General features: G+C 46.6%; 13 protein-coding genes and 1 pseudogene. 4 read left to right on the top strand and 10 right to left on the bottom strand.

The annotated features are described in order from the left end of the window. From ACRC27_RS13065 to pepN, 4 genes and pseudogenes are all read right to left on the bottom strand, one after another. Positions 1–135 (bottom strand): annotated as a pseudogene (locus ACRC27_RS13065) (cell division protein ZapC); the annotation flags it as partial. A 151-nt stretch (positions 136–286) separates the two neighbouring features. Next, entirely contained in the window at positions 287–1,297 is a 1,011-nt protein-coding gene (gene pyrD / locus ACRC27_RS13070) for a quinone-dependent dihydroorotate dehydrogenase (protein ID WP_438622049.1), read from the bottom strand. A 250-nt stretch (positions 1,298–1,547) separates the two neighbouring features. Next, positions 1,548–1,763, bottom strand: a complete 216-nt coding sequence (locus ACRC27_RS13075; protein ID WP_438622050.1) for a DUF2835 family protein — start codon at positions 1,761–1,763, stop codon at positions 1,548–1,550. Between the two features lie 104 nt (positions 1,764–1,867). After that, complete coding sequence (gene pepN / locus ACRC27_RS13080) at positions 1,868–4,474, bottom strand: aminopeptidase N (protein WP_438640076.1); 2,607 nt, start codon at positions 4,472–4,474, stop codon at positions 1,868–1,870. A 368-nt stretch (positions 4,475–4,842) separates the two neighbouring features. On the opposite strand from pepN, the gene pncB reads away from it, so the two are divergent. Both pncB and ACRC27_RS13090 read left to right on the top strand, forming a co-directional pair. After that, on the top strand, positions 4,843–6,048 hold the full coding sequence (gene pncB / locus ACRC27_RS13085) for a nicotinate phosphoribosyltransferase (RefSeq protein WP_438640077.1): 1,206 nt from the start codon (positions 4,843–4,845) through the stop codon (positions 6,046–6,048). Between the two features lie 49 nt (positions 6,049–6,097). Then, positions 6,098–7,456: a DEAD/DEAH box helicase gene (locus ACRC27_RS13090; protein WP_438633648.1), complete on the top strand. Its 1,359-nt coding sequence runs from the start codon at positions 6,098–6,100 to the stop codon at positions 7,454–7,456. Positions 7,457–7,682: 226 nt separating this feature from the next. On the opposite strand, the gene pntB is transcribed toward ACRC27_RS13090, so the two are convergent. The 6 genes from pntB to ACRC27_RS13120 all read right to left on the bottom strand — a co-directional run bounded on the left by pntB (position 7,683) and on the right by ACRC27_RS13120 (position 15,413). Next, entirely contained in the window at positions 7,683–9,059 is a 1,377-nt protein-coding gene (pntB, locus tag ACRC27_RS13095; RefSeq protein WP_438622054.1) for a Re/Si-specific NAD(P)(+) transhydrogenase subunit beta, read from the bottom strand. A gap of 10 nt (positions 9,060–9,069) precedes the next feature. Then, complete coding sequence (pntA, locus tag ACRC27_RS13100; RefSeq protein ID WP_438633652.1) at positions 9,070–10,602, bottom strand: Re/Si-specific NAD(P)(+) transhydrogenase subunit alpha; 1,533 nt, start codon at positions 10,600–10,602, stop codon at positions 9,070–9,072. A gap of 445 nt (positions 10,603–11,047) precedes the next feature. Then, positions 11,048–11,719, bottom strand: coding sequence for a hypothetical protein (locus ACRC27_RS13105; RefSeq protein ID WP_438622056.1), 672 nt, complete (start codon positions 11,717–11,719; stop codon positions 11,048–11,050). Between the two features lie 414 nt (positions 11,720–12,133). Beyond that, positions 12,134–14,155 carry a carboxy terminal-processing peptidase gene (prc, locus tag ACRC27_RS13110; RefSeq protein WP_438640078.1) on the bottom strand — a complete coding sequence of 674 codons (2,022 nt, stop codon included), beginning with the start codon at positions 14,153–14,155 and terminating at the stop codon, positions 12,134–12,136. Positions 14,156–14,175: 20 nt separating this feature from the next. Further along, positions 14,176–14,838 carry an RNA chaperone ProQ gene (gene proQ / locus ACRC27_RS13115; protein ID WP_438622058.1) on the bottom strand — a complete coding sequence of 221 codons (663 nt, stop codon included), beginning with the start codon at positions 14,836–14,838 and terminating at the stop codon, positions 14,176–14,178. 80 nt (positions 14,839–14,918) lie between these two features. Next, complete coding sequence (locus tag ACRC27_RS13120) at positions 14,919–15,413, bottom strand: GAF domain-containing protein (RefSeq protein ID WP_438631092.1); 495 nt, start codon at positions 15,411–15,413, stop codon at positions 14,919–14,921. A gap of 312 nt (positions 15,414–15,725) precedes the next feature. Here ACRC27_RS13120 and yebS point away from each other — a divergent pair, with 312 nt between their 5' ends. Next, positions 15,726–16,970, top strand: coding sequence for a membrane integrity lipid transport subunit YebS (gene yebS / locus ACRC27_RS13125; RefSeq protein ID WP_438631094.1), 1,245 nt, complete (start codon positions 15,726–15,728; stop codon positions 16,968–16,970). Continuing rightward, positions 16,957–19,620 carry an MlaD family protein gene (locus tag ACRC27_RS13130; RefSeq protein WP_438640079.1) on the top strand — a complete coding sequence of 888 codons (2,664 nt, stop codon included), beginning with the start codon at positions 16,957–16,959 and terminating at the stop codon, positions 19,618–19,620. The genes yebS and ACRC27_RS13130 overlap by 14 nt, the downstream gene beginning before the upstream one ends. The last annotated feature ends 798 nt before the right edge of the window (positions 19,621–20,418 follow it).

Genomic DNA, 20,418 nt, shown 5'->3' on the forward strand with positions numbered 1-20,418 from the left:
GGCAAAAACATCGGGAGTTAATACCCGACTGGCCAGACGCGATCGAAAAATCATGCCATTGGCGAGATCAAGCATCAACCGATCAAGTTCGGAGTCAACGTACCACTTCCAGCGATCATCCGGCTTGATATTCATGGGACTACCTAAGTAAAAGCGAAAGACGCATAAACAAATTACGCGCAATAAAAAATAAAATCAGATGATTTATTAATCAATGTAAACCCTGTTAATGTAAACCAGACAGAGGTTATTGCAAACCCCTGCCTGCTGTTTTCAGGTTTAATTATCAGATATGCGACACAATATCTTTAATTAATCGTGGCCCTTGATAAATAAAGCCTGAATAAATTTGCACAAGTGAAGCGCCAGCCGCCATTTTTTCACGTGCAGCAATTGCCGTATCAATACCGCCGACACCAATAATCGGAACCCGACCTTTCAGTTCAATGGCAAGTTTACGGATAACTTCTGTGCTACGGTGCTGCAATGGGCGACCACTTAATCCCCCCGCTTCATTGCTGTGTTTGTAGCCCTGAACTAATGAGCGATCAAGCGTCGTATTGGTCGCAATCACACCATCAAGCTGGTATCTGACCAGACTATCGGCAACTTGAATTAACTCTTCATCGGTTAAATCAGGCGCAATTTTTACGGCAACCGGAACATAACGGCCATGTAATTGATGAAGCTCATGCTGGCGCTGTTTTATTGATTGCAATAAATCATCCAGCGCCTCACCGTACTGTAAACTGCGTAAACCGGGGGTATTCGGTGAAGAGATATTAACGGCAATATATCCAGCATACGGATACACTTTATCCATACAAATCAGATAATCATCTTTGCCTTTTTCTAACGGCGTATCTTTATTTTTACCGATATTAATACCGATAATGCCATCGTATTTTGCTTTTTTTACATTTTCGACTAAATAATCAACACCACGATTATTAAAACCCATACGGTTAATAATACCGTCCGCTTCCAATATCCGGAATAAACGGGGTTTATCATTTCCTAGTTGTGGTTTAGGTGTCACCGTGCCCACTTCAATAAAACCAAACCCCATGGCACCCAATGCATCCAGACAATCGGCATTTTTATCAAGCCCTGCAGCCAATCCGACCGGATTTTTAAAGCTTAACCCCATGCAACTGACCGATTTGTTCGGAATATTTTGCCGGATCAGATATTCAAGAGGAGTACCGCTCAACAACTGAAGATTGTGAATGGTCAGATCATGAGCGCGTTCTGGCTCAAATTGAAAAATCGCTTGCCTTGCTAGGCGATAGAACATGATACCTCTCCTGATAATGACGCTGTCTACTCTGCGTTCACAGCAACAACGTAGTGCAAAATGCCCATCAAGAGTGATCATAAAAGAGGGTTATGATCGTGCAGTTTACTGGCATTTCGACACCGGAAACTGTGCAATCATCAATAGAAAACGCGCTGAATGCCCCGGTTAGAAACCGGATTGGCATTATGGCCAAACATACGGGCATTGTCATGAATTTTTAACGGGTTTTCAGAGCCTCAGCACCTTTTCAGCACCGTTGTAATGCAATAATTCGGTTTTGTGGATCAAGTTCAATATAAAATCGGCCAACAATACCATTGTGCAGCAAAAAACTACGGAAACGTGCAGCAGGAAGACTCAGCCGTTTGCCCTGCTCTGACATCACTAAAATCTGCCGAGCCGTGCCACTGTAGTGATGCAAAAATGTGTGGTAATCCATATTAAGGGTGAAATGGAAGATCATAAAAAATGTTAACCGCTATTTTGTACAAAAAATGGCGGGTTGCCCCGCCAGATACACTCACTCTACATGCAATAACCCTAGCGTCAATTGGCTCGTATTATCAGCTATGCCAATGATTTACTGATTTTTTCAAACAGATCGCTGGCCAGATTATCAAGCCCTTGCAATTTCACCAATTGTGTACGCATCAACGCCTGACGATCAGCATCATAACGCCCTAACCGGATCAACGGCTCAATCAGACGCGACGCGACCTGTGGGTTACGGCTATTCAGTTCAGCCAGAATATCCCCTAAGAACTGATAACCCGCTCCATCTTTGGCATGAAAAGCAGCCGGATTTGCCGAAGCAAATGCACCAATCAATGAACGAGTACGGTTCGGGTTTGCCAGGCTAAAGGCCGGATGCTGCATAACTGTACGCACAGTGGCCAACACATTGGCTGCTGGGCTGGTTGCCTGCAACATAAACCACTTATCCATCACCAAACCATCGTGCTGCCATTTATCAGCAAAATGCGTCATTAACGCATCACGACACGGCAACTCTGCGCTAACCGCCGCCGACAATGCCGCCAACGCATCAGTCATGTTATTGGCCGTTTCATACTGCTTGCGAACACGCGCATCTGCTCCTTCTGCAAAAGCCAGATAGCTTAGACACGTGTTACGTAAAGAACGACGGGCAATATCGCCATGCTCAACCCGATATTCAGCCAACTGATGAGCTTGATACACCGCACGCAGCTCGTCAGCCAACTCTAGCACCAGCTCCTCACGAATAAATTCGCGCACCGTACGAATTGCATCCGGATCAATTGTATCAAACAGTTCGGCCAGTTCAGTCTCTTTAGGTAGCGTCAATATCAGTGCAGCCAGCGCAGGATCAAGTGAGTCATCGAGCAAAATTGCGCGGAAAGCATCAATCGCCGCTAGTGGGAAAATTAACTCCGCACCCTGAGCAACATTCGCCACATTCAGACGAACATATTTACCAATCAGCATTTGCGCCGCATCCCAGCGTGCAAAATCATTGCTGGCATAGCGCATCAGAAACGTTAACTGCGCATCGGTATACGGATAGTCCAATTTCACTGGCGCAGAAAACTCGCGCAAAAGTGAAATCACCGGTTGCTCTGCAACCTGCTCAAAACGGAACGTTTGCAGCGCTTCAGTCACACTCAGCACATTACCGACCGGTTTGCCCTCTAGCATCAGCGGGATCACCGCACCCTGCGGCGAATACAGCTCAATATTCAGCGGAATATGTAATGGCAGCTTCTCAGCCTGCTCTGGCGTTGGCGGTGTCATCTGACTCACATGCAACGTATACACCTGCGTTGCCGCATCATACTCATCATGCACCGTCAGTTGTGGCGTACCCGCCTGACTGTACCAACGGCGGAACTGCGTTAAATCCACTCCGGAAGCCTGCTGCATCGCATCAACAAAATCATCACAGGTTGCCGCACTGCCATCATGACGCTCAAAGTACAAACGCATACCCGCCTGAAACGCCGCCTCCCCCAGCAAAGTGTGCATCATCCGAATAACTTCTGAGCCCTTCTCATACACAGTCACCGTGTAGAAGTTATTCATCTCAATCACTTTATCAGGGCGGATAGGATGCGCCATCGGGCTAGCATCTTCAGCAAACTGCGCGCCACGTACCACACGCACGTTATTAATTCGGTTTACCGCACGCGATCCAAGATCAGAACTAAACTCCTGATCACGGAAGACTGTCAGCCCCTCTTTCAAACTCAACTGGAACCAGTCACGGCACGTAACCCGATTCCCCGTCCAGTTGTGGAAATACTCATGCCCAATCACCCGCTCAATATCGAGGTAATCAGCATCGGTTGCTGTTTCCGCTTTCGCCAATACAAACTTAGAGTTAAAGACATTCAGCCCTTTATTCTCCATCGCCCCCATATTGAAGAAATCAACCGCTACGATCATATAAATATCCAGATCGTACTCTAGACCAAAACGCGCCTCATCCCACGCCATAGACTGCTTTAATGAAGCCATTGCCCAATCCGCGCGGTCTAAATTACCCCGATCAACATACAACTCCAGTGCCACATCACGGCCAGAACGCGTTACAAACGTATCACGCAGCACATCAAAATCGCCGGCCACCAGCGCAAATAAATAGGATGGTTTAGGGAACGGATCTTCCCACTGCATCCAGTGTTTTCCATCCGGTAAATCACCGTGCGCAATCCGGTTTCCGTTAGAGAGCAAGAACGGGTAACGCCCCTTATCTGCCGTAATTTTGGTGCGGTAACGCGCCAATACATCCGGTCGGTCAAGGAAATAGGTGATCCGCCGGAACCCCTCCGCCTCACACTGCGTACACAACGCCTCACCCGACTGATACAAACCAGACAGTGCAGTATTGTTCGCTGGGCTAAAGGTTGTGACTACCGTCAGCGTAAAATGCTCCGGCAACTGACTCAACGTCAGAGCATGAGCCGATTGCTGATAATGCGGCCAAGGCTGGCCATCTACAGCCACAGAAACTAGCGTCAAACCTTCACCAGCCAGCACTAATGGCCGCGTATGTTCCCCTTGGCGTAACACATCACTCGTTGCTGTTACACACGTATTATCTGCGGCCAAATCAAACGCTAACTCAACTTGTGTAATCGTATAATCAGGTGCCTGATAATCATGGCGATATTTTGCCTGAGGTTGCTGTGTCATTATTGTTCATTCCCTCGTAGTTACACTTATACCAGTACGTAAACTCAATGTTTAAACATAGCGCTTTTCATAAATAATCTTCAATAAACAAAGAGTAAAAAGATAAATTGAATTTTAGGGATGCAAAGCAGCCCCGCTGAACAGAGCCATAACACTCGCCGTTATCATCACCAAATCCCCACTATAAATATGGCAATAACTCAGCAATAATCCACGATGTAACACCATAAAAATCTGTAATATATTCAGTATTAAGTTTATTTCTCTGGCCAGAGCGCAATAAACTTGACGGATGTCACCCTGTTCTGGGGTATAATTATTGATAGTGGCCCATAGCCAGTGTTAATCAAGGATATTGTACGGTAATTATGACTCAATCCGTAATCACGCCGATTTTGTCGTCACTGCTCGACACCGATGCCTATAAATTGCATATGCAGCAGGCGGTCTATTTTCTCTATCCGCAGACGCGTGTAGTGGCTGAATTCCGCTGCCGCGGAGCACATGCATTAAGCCGTTATGCGCATGAAATTCGTGCGCAAATTGCACTGATGGCAAACTTAACGCTCAGCGATGACGAATTTAATTACCTGTCAGGTTTACCTTTTTTCAAAGCTGACTATCTCAACTGGCTAAAAACATACCGTTACAAGCCAGAACAGGTGCACGTCAGTGTAGAACAGGGGCAACTTGCTCTGCGTATTGAAGGGCCATGGCATGAAGTTATCATGTGGGAAGTGCCGTTACTGGCCTTGATCAGTGAAATCAGTCAGCGCCACCGCTATCCGCATGTTACTACCGCGCACGCCATCAGCCACTTGCGGCAAAAATTAGCCCAGTTTTCAGCCCATGCCACTGATCTGAATATGGATCAATTCCGGTTGGTTGATTTTGGCACGCGCCGCCGTTTTTCTGCCGATGTGCAGCATGCCGTAGTGAAAACCCTAAAAGCCGAGTTTGCCGGATTTTGCGGCACCAGTAACTACCATCTGGCCCGTACACTCGGCCTGACACCGGTAGGTACACAGGCTCATGAGTGGTTTCAGGCGCACCAACAACTGACCCCTACACTGGCGAAAAGCCAGCAGGCCGCACTGCAAGCATGGCTGGATATTTACCCAGACTCACTCGGCATTGCACTGACCGACTGCATTACCATGGATGCCTTTTTGCGCGACTTTAACCACCACTTTGCCACCAGCTACCAAGGGTTGCGCCACGACTCCGGCGATGCCGTAGAGTGGGGTGAGAAAGCAATCGCACACTATCAGGCTCTGGGGTTAGATCCACAGACTAAAACACTGGTGTTTTCAGATAATCTTGATCTGAACAAAGCACTCGCGCTCTATCGCCATTTCCATCATCGAATCAATATCACATTTGGGATAGGCACACGCCTGACCTGTGATATTCCAGGCGTAGAGCCACTGAACATTGTTATCAAGCTAACAGAGTGTAACGGAAAGCCCGTTGCAAAACTCTCTGACAGCCCAGGGAAAACAATCTGCCAAGACCCGCAGTTTGTAGAAGCGCTGTGTAAAGCCTTCTCCTTACCTCTGGCCTGTAACGGCTAAACTGACATCACTTTATTCTTGCTAAATTACGATACCACGGAGTATTACTTTGCGTTTTGACGAGCTTTCTCTCGACTCACGGTTAATCAACACCATCAATAACCTCGGGTATGCTTCGGCCACCGAGATCCAGCAGATGTGTATTCCTGCTGCGATTACCGGACGCGATATTATTGCCTCATCCAAAACCGGATCAGGCAAAACCATGGCATTTTTGCTGCCGATGATGCAGCGCCTGCTGCGCGAGCGAGCACGTCAAAAACGCGATCCACGGGCCGTGATCCTCGCCCCTACTCGTGAACTCGCCCGCCAAGTTTACGCACAATTGCGTTTCTTGCTGGCTGGAAAACAGATGGAAGCAGCACTGTTACTCGGTGGTGAGAACTTTAATGATCAAATTCACGCACTGCGTAAACATCCACAGATCATTATTGCCACACCGGGCCGTTTAGCCAATCACCTGAAAGAGCGCAGCATCTACCTGAACGGTGTTGAAATGCTGATCATGGATGAAGCCGATCGCATGCTTGATTTGGGTTTTGCCGCAGAGCTCAAAACCATCAATGAATCTGCTGATCACCGCCTGCGTCAAACCATGATGTTCTCAGCCACCATTACACCTGAAGTTGAAGTGTTGGCTTTTGCCGCATTGAAAAATCCGCGCCGTATTGCCGTAGGCGATGCGATGGCTCAACACGCCGATATCAGCCAGCATTTTTATCTGGTCGATCATCTGGATCACAAGCAAGCCCTGCTTGATCATATTTTACAGCACGAAGCCTATCAGCAAGTGATCGTCTTTACCGCAACACGCGCCGACACCGAACGGCTGGCAGAGCGTCTTAACCTTCAAGGCAGTAAAGCCGTGGGCTTAAGCGGTGAGCATAGTCAAAGCGCACGTAACAAGATCATGGATGATTTCAGTCGCGGCTGTTACAAAATGCTGATCACCACCGATGTTGCCTCACGCGGGTTAGACCTGCTGAACGTTTCACTGGTCATCAACTTTGATATGCCAAAACAACCTGAAGAGTACATCCACCGTATCGGACGTACTGGACGAGCAGGCAGCAAGGGCACCGCCATTTCATTAGTCGGCCCGAAAGACTGGGAAAGTTACGAGCGCGTAAAAGCTGCCGTAAACCAACCATTAAGCTTCTCCAGTATTGAAGGGTTGGAAGGTAAATTCCGCGGATTACGCAAAGCCAAAAAAGTGACTGACCAAAACAGTACAAATAAAGGCAAAGCGGCAAAATCTGGCAGTAAAACCAGTGCTAAAGCCAAACCACGTATGGGTAAAAAATTCACCGCAGGCACTGATGCCGGTATGGTGATGATGAAGCGTAAACCCAAACAGTTGGTGGTTGAACGCCCAGATCCTGAACTACCAGAGTCAGACACTGAATAAAACCCCACCAGACACGGTAAATACCGTTATCTGGCCGCAGCAGACCTGTATCATTCTGCTACATGGCAGACATAAAAAAAGATCACCTATTGGTGATCTTTTTTATTGGTATTGTCCGAATAACAGTCTTGCTAGCACTAGACTACTGTCTATACCGCTCTCGGAACCGTGACTCGAACTACCACTACATCAGACATCGGCCACAATGCAGTGATATTACGTCTAATTACAACGCCCGCAAGATAGCATCAACACTGTCTTTGGCATCACCAAACAGCATTTGCGTGTTCTCTTTAAAGAACAGCGGGTTTTGTACACCGGCATAACCGGTATTCATAGAACGTTTAAATGCCACAACATTCTGTGCTTTCCACACTTCCAGTACTGGCATACCTGCAATTGGGCTCTTTGGATCTTCAAGCGCAGCAGGGTTCACCGTATCATTCGCACCAATCACCAGCACAACATCAGTATCGGCAAAATCATCATTGATCTCATCCATCTCCAATACAATGTCATACGGCACTTTAGCTTCTGCAAGCAACACGTTCATGTGGCCCGGTAAGCGCCCCGCAACAGGGTGAATACCAAAACGGACCTTCACACCCTTCTCACGCAATTTTTGAGTAATTGCAGCAACAGGATACTGTGCTTGTGCCACGGCCATACCATAGCCCGGAGTAATAATAACCGACGTTGCATTTTTCAGCATATCAGCCACTTCTTCTGCCGACGTTTCACGGTACTCGCCCATCTCCTGATCATCATCAGAAGGCGCACTATCTGTACCAAAGCCACCGGCAATCACACTGACAAATGAGCGGTTCATTGCCTTACACATAATGTAGGAAAGAATCGCACCTGATGACCCTACTAATGCCCCAGTCACAATCAGCAGATCGTTTGCCAGCATAAAACCTGCCGCTGCCGCTGCCCATCCTGAATACGAGTTCAGCATAGAGACAACCACTGGCATATCAGCACCACCAATTGATGCCACCAAATGCCAACCAAATGCCAACGCAATCAGTGTCATCACCACCAGTGCAAACGTGCTTCCGCCCGCTTTCAAGAACACCACCAGCAGCAGGAACGAAACAACCAGCGCCGCCAGATTCAGCTTATGGCGGTGTGGCAACATCATCGGCTTCGAGCTAATTTTGCCGCACAACTTACCAAATGCCACAATCGAACCGGTGAAAGTCACCGCACCGATAAAGATACCGATAAACACTTCGGTTAAGTGGATATTAAGCAGCACGCCCTCGGCAACACCGTGGTCTAGATAGCTGTTAATCCCGACCAGTACCGCAGCCAGACCCACAAAGCTATGTAACACCGCCACCAGCTCTGGCATCTCTGTCATTTCGACACGTTTTGCCAAGCGGATACCGATTGCACCACCAATAACCATTGCCAATAAAATCCAACCCACACTGGCTGAATGCGGCCCTAAAATCGTTGCCACCAGCGCGATACCCATACCGGCAATACCGTACCAGTTACCCGCCTTGGCTGTTTCATGCTTAGACAATCCGGCCAAGCTCATGATAAACAGCACAGCAGCCACAATGTATGCAGCTTGTACCAATCCTTCAGACATGTTCTACCCCTCAGTCCCTTCTAAACATTTTCAACATGCGCTGAGTGACAGTAAAGCCACCAAATATATTAATGCTGGCGATCAGCACCGCAATAAACGCTAAGAATGATACAAACCCACTGCCTTGACCTATCTGCAACAATGCACCGACCACGATAATGCCGGAAATCGCATTGGTTACCGACATCAGAGGTGTATGCAGAGCATGGCTCACATTCCACACCACGTAGTAACCAACCACGCAGGCCAAAATGAAGACCGTGAAATGGGATAAAAATGCGGCAGGCGCAGCATTCGCAATCCACCCAAACAGCACGATACCGGCAGCCATCAGGCCATATTTTTTGGCCGGAGAAGTCGGTTTTTCAGCCTCTTTCGGTGCCACTGGCGCAGCAGCCGCTTTTTGTGGCTGTGCTGAAACCTGAATTGCCGGAGGCGGCCATGTCACATCGCCTTCACGGATCACTGTCACACTGCGCAAAACCACATCGTCGAAGTCGATATTAATCGTGCCATCTTTTTCTTTGCACAATAGCTTGAGCAAGTTAACAAGGTTTGTACCGTACAACTGAGATGATTGTGTCGGCAAACGGCTTGGCAAATCGGTATACCCGATAATCTTAACCTGATTATCCGTAACAACCACAGTATCGGCCTGTGCCAGCTCACAGTTACCGCCCGTTGCCGCAGCCAGATCAACAATAACGCTGCCCGGCTTCATGCTAGCAACCATCTCTTTGGTAATCAGCTTTGGTGCCGGTTTACCTGGGATCAGTGCCGTGGTGATAATAATATCCACCTCTTTGGCCTGTGCCGCAAACAGCTCCATCTCTGCCTTGATAAAGGCAGGTGACATCACTTTTGCATAGCCATCACCACTACCAGCCTCTTCTTCAAATTCAAGCTCAAGGAACTCAGCCCCCATACTTTGAACTTGTTCTTTCACCTCAGGGCGGGTATCAAATGCACGAACAATCGCACCTAAGCTCCCTGCTGCGCCAATGGCAGCAAGCCCTGCAACACCTGCGCCGATAATCATCACTTTTGCAGGGGGTACTTTACCTGCAGCCGTAATTTGGCCAGTAAAGAAAGAGCCGAACTCATGTGCCGCTTCAACAACCGCACGATAACCGGCAATATTAGCCATTGAGCTCAATGCATCTAAAGACTGCGCACGTGAAATACGCGGTACGGCATCCATTGCCATCACGTTAATTTTACGCTCGGCCAGTTTTGCCATCAGATCTGCATTTTGTGCAGGCCAGATAAAACTGATCAGCGATGTGCCCTCTTTAAGCAGCGGGATCTCTGCTTCTGTTGGCGCATTCACTTTTAAAATGATATCGGAATTCCAAATATCATCGGATGATACGACCTGAGCACCGGCAGCAACGTATGCTGCATCCTCAAAGCTGGCACGAAAGCCCGCGTTTTGCTCTATCGCCACGCTGAAACCTAACTTCAGCAATTGCTCCACCGTTTTCGGTGTAGCAGCTACCCGCGATTCATTCGCGAGCTGTTCCTTTGGTACACCAATCAGCATAGTTATTCCTTGAATTGGCATCGGTTAGCAAAAATAATACTCTACCCCTAATCAGTGAAAAAAGTGACTCACTGATGTGTCAAATCATGACATAACCACAGTGCTATGTATGATTTAACGTGCATTAAGCCTGATATTCCTTCTGATGCAGCATGACATGTCCTCCTTAACACTCAACGTACTTTAGGTTAATCGAAAATAAGAATGGTGAAATATTATTACGCAGTATTCACAACCGAGACGTAACGTCATTCAAATTTTAGAAATTAAATTACTGAAATTAACAGCGATAAGCTACTAATAACAGGTCGAATGAGAAGTTACTGAGTGAATTCACAACAACATGAGGGATAAATAGCAAAATCATGGTTAAATACTCGGCAAAAATGATTTTGCGGCAAGTATTTAACCACAGATAAAAACCACATAAGTACATTATTGCATATTAACGTTTAACAAGTGCAATCCGGCTGTCAAATAAGTTATCGTTTAAAATCAGCTCATTATTCTCTTGTGAGATATTGAGTGACTGCCGCCCGTCTTCATAAAACAGTACCACTTCATTCCCTTCATAAATATACAGACCACGATTCGTCTGTAATTTTCCATCTTTCCCAGTACTTTGTGATTCAAACTGGAAATCAGGGTGAAAATTAACCGCAAAATGATTGACCTGCGGCATTACATCAGTACCGCTAATTTGTGCGCTTTGCCATGATCCAAGCAGCTCGCTTGGCGGTAATTTAATAAAAACAATATTGCCCATTACAAACTGATTTTGACTCAAGCTAAAAGATAAATACTGTGTAGTATCCCCTTCAGGCAGCAGTGTCAGTGCATCACTGTTGATGTCATATTTCCCCTGCCACACATCATTTTTTCCATCACTGCGCTGCAGTACAAACAAGAACCGGTTGCGAGAATCAAAACGGATAGACATGCTGCGGTAGCTGATTTCACCAAGTGTAATTTCAGCACCTCCGTTTGCCCGCCAGAGCCAATCACCCACAATATAGGGCTCATCAAACGCGTTAAGTGACTGATCAAGTTCAGCATAGCTGGGTGTGGAAAAACTCATGATCGCAGACAGCATCAGAGCAGATAGGGGTCGGAGCATAAAACCTCCATTCACTACGCATTGTGCGCAAGAACACGGAACAACCATTATCAGGGAGTCACCGTCACATCCAAGACCCGCTAGCACCTGCACATCCGCTGATAGCTTTGCTGCTGCAAAACCGGTGGCATAGCAACACATCAGTGACCAGAAAAACATATTGATAAGCTGATATATTCACGTTAGTCATTCCTGACTTTTTTCACCGCAAATATTAAAGAAAGAGAGAGAAAAAGAGATCTTTTAAATAGGGTATTGGTAAGAATAGTCGATGAGGATAATAAGAGATTTGAAAGGGTTATCGCGTAAAAAAGCCCCGATATATCGGGGCTTGTGTGGAACTATTCGAAACAAGGCATCTAACATTACATCTGCTTTATAACCACGAATAACAGTGGTGTACAGCATCATCTGTTATGACGCTTTTTTTACCGTTGCAGACTGATCTTTTGCCAAATCCAGTGTGATCTTCACGGTTTCATCCATGTAAGGATCAGGATCTTGATAATCTTTTGGGATAGCATCAAGAGACTTAACCGGTTTTTTCCCTGCACGAACCAAACGCTCATTCACACGTTTCAAACGCAGAGCGTCTTCCTCGTGATTCTCTTTTTGCCGTTCGGCCAGATTCAAGGAGATCTTGTTCTCTTTGGCTTTGAGGATCTTGTATTGCGCGATATCGTCAAGGATATAGGCAAACTCAGGATCTTTTGCAATACGCGCCTGATGCTGTTGTGTTAACACCGTTACAAATGAGGTCGGTGAACCCGCTTTATCAAAGGTCACAGCGTCAATGCTGTCCCACGGCAGTGCATTATCTTCAAAAGACTCGCCTGTATCTGCCGGATCAACACCGGTTGGCATCACAATATCAGGAGCAACCCCTTTATGTTGTGTACTTCCGCCATTGATACGGTAAAACTTCTGAATCGTATATTGCACATGCCCAAGTGGTTTATCAAACAAATCATAGATATGATTCAGCGAGCGATGCTGCTGCACTGTGCCTTTACCAAAGGTGTTTTCACCCACAATTAAAGCACGGCCATAATCTTGCATCGCGGCAGCAAATATCTCAGAGGCCGAGGCACTGAATCTATCTACCAACACGGTCAACGGGCCGTCATAATATGAGATGCCATCGGTATCTGAATTGACTTTGATACGGCCATAGCTGTCGCGCACTTGTACTACCGGCCCTTGAGGGATAAATAACCCACTCAATGCCGTTGCCTCTGTCAGCGCACCGCCACCGTTACCGCGCAAATCAACCACAACACCAGCAACATTTTTATCGCGCAACTCTTGTAAACGTGCCTTCACATCTTCGCTCAGACCGACATAGAAGCTTGGAATGTCAATAACACCCACTTTCTGGCCATCAACCTCTTTCACTGTCGCTTTCGCGGCACGATCTTCGAGGCGAATTTTATCGCGCACCAGAACCACTTCTTTGGCTTTACTGTCTTTCCCAGCAGGCAACACTTGCAAGCGAACTTTACTGCCCTTTGGCCCTTTGATCAGATCAACAACATCATCAAGCCGCCAGCCAATCACATCAACCATCTCTTTTCCGGCCTGACCTACGCCAATAATTTTATCGCCAACGGCAATACTTTTATTGGTAGATGCAGGGCCACCGGCAACAAGTGAGCGGATCACGGTGTAATCATCATCAGCTTGTAACACGGCCCCTATCCCTTCAAGAGAGAGGTTCATTTCGTTATTAAACTGCTCTGCATTACGGGGAGAAAGGTAGCTGGTGTGAGGGTCAATTTCGCGTGAAAACGCATTCATGAAGGCGGAAAAGACATCTTCACTGTTGGTTTGTGCTAAACGCCGGATAGCAAAGTTATAGCGCTTGGTCAGTGTTTCTTGGATAGCCGGCCACTCTTTACCGGCCAGCTTCAGACTCAAGGCATCAAATTTGACTTTTTCGTACCACAGCTTATCAAGCTCTGCGGTATTTTTAGGCCACGCTGTTTTGGTTCGATCAATATCGTAAACATCAGTACCATCAAAACGCATCGGCTTATCAAGCAGCGTTAGCGCATATTGATAACGTTCATAGCGGCGTTTTTGTGAAAGATTGAATAACGCATAAGCGGTATCGAGCTTTCCCTCTTTTAACTCATTATTGAGGTTATCACGCTGCGCTGAGAATAACGCGATGTCTGATTGCAAGAAAACATTGTGATTGTAATCAAGCATTTTCAGATAACGATCAAAGATCTTATCTGAAAACTCACTGTTTAAATCAAATTGACGATAGTGCGAACGGGTAAAGCGAGCAGTGATCCGCTTTTCCGCTGTAGAGTGTTGCATCTCAGGGGTCAATACGGGAATGCTGCTCAAAGCATATTTCGGCTCAGCAGCCTGCGTCCAGCAGGCCAGCAAAATGCTGGCCGCTGCAGTTACTCGAAACAAATTTTTCATGCCTTGCTTCTGTCTCCGCCTCAGGCGAGCAAATGCTCAGCCCGAACAATCATTGCCAAACCGGAGGTTAGCTGAACACGAGCACCGTCTTTGGCAATTTCCAATACGGTCGCATCCATCAAGCCTTTACCGGCACGCACTTTAATCGCCTGACCAACGCTAAGTTGAGCAATTTCAACGCTTTGTACTTTTACTTCCGCAACGTCAGCTTTAGGTGCTGCTACAGGCCGAGAAGGCTTCGGTTTACGGGCTTCGGGTTTACGTGCATCAGCAGCACGCTTGTTCTCTGGACGAGGACGGCGAGCCGCTGGCTTATCACCCTCTTCTTTTTTTGCAGCCGCACGTTTTGCTTTTACGCGTGCTTTTGCTTCTTCTAACTGGGTACGTGCGTGATCAACGTGTTGTTGTTCAAGTTCACCACAATCAGCGCCATCGAGATCGACACGCTGTGCTCCGGCTTTTGCACCGTGCAGGTAGCGCCAGCTAGAGGTGTATTGACGCAAAGCTGATCGCAGCTGAGTTTTACTTACTAGCGGGGTATCCCCTAAGTGTGAAACTACGTCTTGAAATATACCAATTTTCAGAGGGCGAGCTTCGCCTTCAAGGATGAAGCATTTAGGGAAACGCTCTGCCAGATAGGCGATAACTTCTTTGCTACTGGTCAGCTTCTGTTGATTTTCCATGAAAAGTCCTGAATTACTACTTTAACGCCGACAGGCGCAGGCATGAACAGGCAGTATTATAGTGCCCTGTTCCATAAAAGCTACGCATCAACGCTTAAGAGTGCACTTAAATCAATGACTATTTTTTCTAAACCCTGTTGATCTTCAATGCTAAAACGTCCGAGAGTCGGGCTATCAATGTCTAAAACCGCCGAATAATGCCCCTTTATCTGCAACGGGATGACTATCTCTGCACGGCTACGTGCATCACAGGCAATATGGCCAGCGAACTGGTGTACATCCTCTATCCGCAGGGTCTGTTGCTGTTGTAGCGCACTTCCACACACCCCTTTTCCATACGGGATTCGGGTACAGGCTACGCGCCCCTGAAAAGGGCCTAATACCAACTGCTCTGCTTTTAAAAGATAAAAGCCGACCCAGTTGATGTCGGGTAACCGTTCGTTAAGCAGGGCACTGGTATTGGCTAAGATTGCTATCAGATCGGTTTCACCTTCAAGTAAGGCAAACAGATCTCGGTGCAAAATACGGTAAAACGCGGTACGTTCCGACACACTGACTTCACTACACTCTGACATTATAGCCCTTTGTTAATAAATCGTAACACGCAAAATAGGTTATACGGTAATATAGGGTAGGATCAATCCGGAATTTATTTTTTATGCTTTTATTTGCACAAATAGGGCGTATTTAATAACAATAAATTAGTGTTATTCCGCACAAAAAACGTAGAACAACTGTGTTTTTTCTCTTCTGTCTTCTTGCATCACATATACATTTTTTATTAACAGAGATCAAAATACAGGGGGGAATATGAATAACTCCGCAATTTCCTACTGAGACCAAGCAATAGCGCGAACTCCAACACAATCTCGGGTAGAATAACGGCTATGCCAGTGTTAAAAACAACGATGAGCAATAAAACCACGCGCTGTGTTTGTTGTGATTATCGAACCCAACTTCCGCCACTTAAACGGAATCAAAATGCGCAGTGTCCACGCTGTATGTCTGTTATTGCATACGGGCGCGATTGGTCTTTAAATCGTTTAGCTGCTGTCGCCCTTGCCATTTTAATTCTGATGCCACTGGCCTTCACTCGACCTCTGCTTGAGATTAATCTGTTTGGTGTAGATATTACCGCCTCTGTATGGGAAGGTATTTGGCAAATGGCATGGCAGGGTTTTCCTGTTACAGCTACGCTGGTGCTGTTTTGTGCCATTGTTGCCCCGCTGCTGTTTGCCGGAGGGATATTCTACCTGTGGCTTGCCCGACGGTTTGGCGGCTCACTACGCCCCTGCTTGCTGGTACTAGGTAAATTGCACGAATGGGCGATGTTGGATGTATACCTTTTGGCACTGGGAGTCACTGCATTTAAAATCCGAGATTATGCTCAGCTCAGTGCCGGATTTGGCTTATTACCCTTCTTTTTTCTGGTGTTGCTGTTTACGCTGCTGCTGATTCATTTTAATGCTGCACAACTTTGGCAACGCTACTATCCACAGAAAATAGCAGTACCACAAAAAATAGCCAATAGCGTGCTACAAGCAGATCCCGTTGATTTTTGCGTATATTGTCACTATCACGGAGAGCCTAACTCGGCAGGCCGCTGCCCGCGCTGTTTAATGAAAATGCGCTACCGCTATAAGCAGAGTTTACAAAAGGCGTGGGCCGCAGTGCTGGCTGCAATCATTATGCTACTTCCCGCCAATTTTTTACCCATCTCTGTGCTGTATGTACGCGGTACTCGGGTAGAAGACACTATCATGTCTGGAATTATCACGCTGGTACAGTCAGACAATATCCCGATTGCCACGATTGTCTTTGTGGCCAGTATTTTAGTACCGCTCACCAAAGTGGTGGTTATGCTCGCTCTGTTAGTATCGGTACAATTCAATTTACGTGGTTATAAACGCCAGCGCTTAGCGCTATTTAAATTTGTTGCGGTGATTGGCCGCTGGTCAATGCTGGATCTGTTTGTTCTGGCCCTGATGATGTCTTTGGTTGATCGCGATCAGATCCTTTCGTTTACCTTAGGCCCGGCTGCGTTCTTTTTTGGTGCTGCAGTGTATCTGACGATGATAGCTGCGGAATGGTTTGATACCCGTTTAATCTGGGATGTTCATGCAAAAGACTAATACTCCATTATCTGAACCTGAGATGGCGACAGTTAAAACCAAACGCCGTATCTCGCCGTTCTGGATTTTACCGATCATTGCCGTGACGATTGCGTTGAGCTTGGTTTATTACACGCTGCGTGAACAGGGTGAACAGATCACCATTCACTTTAGCTCTGCCTCGGGGATAGTGCCAAACCGTACGCCAATTCGCTTTCAGGGGTTAGAGGTCGGTATGGTGCGAAAAGTCACGCTGGCAACCGATCTGAAAGGCGTGACTGTTACAGCGGATATTTATAGTCAGGCATCAGACACGTTGCATCAAGACACGCAGTTTTGGTTGGTCACTCCCAAAGCCTCATTTGCCGGTATTTCCGGTTTAGATGCACTGGTTTCAGGTAATTATATCAATATGCTACCCGGCAGTGGGGCATATGCCAGTACCTTTACCGCACTCTCTACGCCACCACGCTACCGTGAATATAACGGTGATTTACAAATTCACTTGAAAACCGAAGATTTAGGTTCTCTGTCAACCGGATCACAGGTGTATTACCGTAAAATACCGGTAGGCAGTGTGAATGATTACCGCATCGCTGCCGATAATGAAGGAGTGATCGTTGATATTCTGATTGAAAAACGGTTCGCACATTTGGTGAAAGCCAACTCACGTTTTTGGAATACCAGCGGCGTACAAGCCGATATCAGCCTTGCAGGAGCATCAATTAAGTTAGAAAGCCTCAATGCGCTGATTAACGGAGCAATTGCTTTTGACTCACCAGCCAGTGGTGCAGAAGCCAACGATGATTCAACTTACCCTCTCTATCCGGATCTGGCAGCCAGCCAGCGCGGGCTAAAAATTGCGTTAACATTTCCAAGTGCAAACGGGCTAAAAGCCGGTAGTACACCGTTGATGTATCAGGGGCTAAAGGTGGGTGTATTAACCGATCTGACGCTGGATAAAAAAGGTTCGGTGGCCGGTGTAATGGTTGTTGATCCCTCAATTAAAGAGTTATTACGTACCGATACACATATCAAGCTTGAAAAGGCCGCATTTTCACTGGCAAACCCTGCGGGTATTAGCAGTTTACTTACTGGGCCGACATTGCAGCTTATCCCCGGAGAGGGCTCACCGGTTAATCAGTTTACGGTGTTAGATGAGAGCCAAATTCTGCAACAAACAGAAGGTGCTTTGACGTTATCACTTGAAGCACCTCAATCATTTGGTGTTGATATAAATCAACCGCTGTGGCTTAACGGGGTGATTATTGGGCAGGTACTAACCCGTGATTTACTGCCGCAAGGTGTACGTTTTTCCGTGGTGGTTGAACCGCGCTACCGCCATTTGATTCAGGCCAACAGCCGGTTTGCTGCCGCAAGCCGTATCAATGTACAGGTCGGGTTCGATGGTGTAGAAGTCAAAGGAGCATCAGCACAAGAGTGGGTTCAGGGTGGTATTACGCTAATAAATAGTACCTCTGGTTCAAAAAAATCAGGGGCAGCCAAAAAATCCTACACTCTATTTGGTGACAGCAAAAGTGCATTATCGGGTATCGAGTATGATGCACTAAAGAGCACGCTGACACTGCGCGCCAAAGAGCTGCCGGACATTCAGCAAGGCTCAGTAGTGCTGTACCGTAAGTTCCCAATAGGGCAATTATTGTCAATCAAACCGACCGCTCAAGGTGAATTTGATGTGGCTGTCTTTATTGATCCGGCCTACCGATATCTGCTGACGGCGGAAAGTGTCTTTTGGGCTGAAGGTGGTGCAAAAGTTGAAATTGGTGCTGGAGGTATTTCCGTACAAGCTACCCCGTTGACGCGTGCGTTAAAAGGGGCAATTAGTATGGATAACATCAGTAAAATCCCGTTCACTAAAGGGCAGTTGCGGCCTCTTTACGCTTCCGAGAATGCAGCAAAAGCTATAGGCCGGCAAATCATATTAACCAGTGATGATGCTGCAAAAATCAGTGCCAATATGCCAATCCGTTATTTAGGCATCACGGTAGGGCAAGTGCTAACGACCAAGCTAGCCAATGATAATAGCCATGTTGAAGTCAGCGCTATTTTGTACCCGCAATATGATGCGCAATTTGCCCGCAAAGGCACCCGTTTTACCCTTGTGACGCCTGAGATTACGACATCCGGTGTTTACAACATTGACAGTATTCTCAGCCCTTATATCAGCACCGAGCCGGGAAGTGGCGTGCATAGCCGCCAGTTTGAACTGCATCCGCCGAGTATTGTTGCATCCCGCTATCTTGATGGTTTACCGATTGTGCTTGATGCCTCAGATGTCGGATCGCTGAGTGTCGGTACACCGCTGCTGTATCGTGGTGTAGAGGTGGGTATCGTGACTGATTTTAGCCTTAGCCAGCTAGCTGACCGCGTACATATTCAGGCCAGAGTTAACCGTGATTATCAAAAACTGGTGCGTAAAAACACCGTGTTCTGGCTAAATTCAGGCTATAACATCGATTTTGGTCTGTTCTCCGGGGTCGCAACTTCTGGCACGTTGAATCAACTGTTACGTGGTGGGATCTCGTTTGCAACACCGCCAACGACCCCCCTTGCACCAGTCGCCCAACGTAAAACACACTATGTGCTAAATGATAAAATGCCTGCTGATGCCAATAACTGGACAACGGCAATTCCGCTGGAGCAAGAGTAACAGTAATAGAGCAGAATCAAGCCAAAAACAGTAGAAGATAAATAGCAAGAAAACAGGTCAATCTGACAATTTTATAAAAATTGTATTCAGTTGCTGGATTTCTTGCATATCTTCACTACGCTTAAGACTATGAGTTAATTGTTACTCACTGAGATGACGAATCACTGATTTACTCCACCAGTTAGCGCACGGCTCTACAAAGAGCCATTCCCCTGGGCCAGATACAGGAATCGTGTCTGGCCTCTTTTTTATCTGTATGATTTTAAAGGGAAATTTTACGTTTTTTCTTATACAGCAAGAATTTCGATTGATTTTAAGCTTTTGATTAATAAAGAGAAAAAATTATTCACATCAGTGTATTTAAAGGCGTGATTTTGCATAAAAACAGCCAGATTTTTTGTCCGTAACGACCTCAAAATCCGATGTTTAAAATCACATTAAAATCAACGCCTTATGCTTTCACTAATAATCGCTCATAAAATTACATTATGATGCGCTCTCCTCTACACAGACCTTGAGATAGATCTTGCGCGATCGGTGATTGCATACAACAGGTTTGCTCCATCCAACTCAGTATGTTTCTCTGTAAGAGAGTAGAGTTTTAAGTCCCAATGACACCTCGACAACAGATGCTCCTCCACACATGGAGTCATACCGCGCATGGTAAATATATCAATTAAAGGCATTAGAAGTTTCCGGCGGATTTGACTAGTCCTGATATAAGTTGACAGTTTTCTGTCTGTAAAATGCCTGATGAACATCATCGGGCGTTTTGTATTTCAGGGCCAGGTGTGGCCG

The sequence above is a fragment of the Plesiomonas sp. genome (assembly GCF_051650925.1).
Taxonomy (GTDB): domain Bacteria; phylum Pseudomonadota; class Gammaproteobacteria; order Enterobacterales; family CAMTGL01; genus Plesiomonas.

Coding starts and splice junctions, on each gene's coding strand:
- ACRC27_RS13120 (WP_438631092.1), bottom strand. CDS start 15,413: ATGTCAGAGTGTAGTGAAGTCAGTGTGTCGGAACGTACCGCGTTTTAC.
- pepN (WP_438640076.1), bottom strand. CDS start 4,474: ATGACACAGCAACCTCAGGCAAAATATCGCCATGATTATCAGGCACCT.
- pyrD (WP_438622049.1), bottom strand. CDS start 1,297: ATGTTCTATCGCCTAGCAAGGCAAGCGATTTTTCAATTTGAGCCAGAA.
- proQ (WP_438622058.1), bottom strand. CDS start 14,838: ATGGAAAATCAACAGAAGCTGACCAGTAGCAAAGAAGTTATCGCCTAT.
- pntB (WP_438622054.1), bottom strand. CDS start 9,059: ATGTCTGAAGGATTGGTACAAGCTGCATACATTGTGGCTGCTGTGCTG.
- ACRC27_RS13105 (WP_438622056.1), bottom strand. CDS start 11,719: ATGCTCCGACCCCTATCTGCTCTGATGCTGTCTGCGATCATGAGTTTT.
- yebS (WP_438631094.1), top strand. CDS start 15,726: ATGCCAGTGTTAAAAACAACGATGAGCAATAAAACCACGCGCTGTGTT.
- pntA (WP_438633652.1), bottom strand. CDS start 10,602: ATGCTGATTGGTGTACCAAAGGAACAGCTCGCGAATGAATCGCGGGTA.
- prc (WP_438640078.1), bottom strand. CDS start 14,155: ATGAAAAATTTGTTTCGAGTAACTGCAGCGGCCAGCATTTTGCTGGCC.
- ACRC27_RS13130 (WP_438640079.1), top strand. CDS start 16,957: ATGCAAAAGACTAATACTCCATTATCTGAACCTGAGATGGCGACAGTT.
- pncB (WP_438640077.1), top strand. CDS start 4,843: ATGACTCAATCCGTAATCACGCCGATTTTGTCGTCACTGCTCGACACC.
- ACRC27_RS13075 (WP_438622050.1), bottom strand. CDS start 1,763: ATGATCTTCCATTTCACCCTTAATATGGATTACCACACATTTTTGCAT.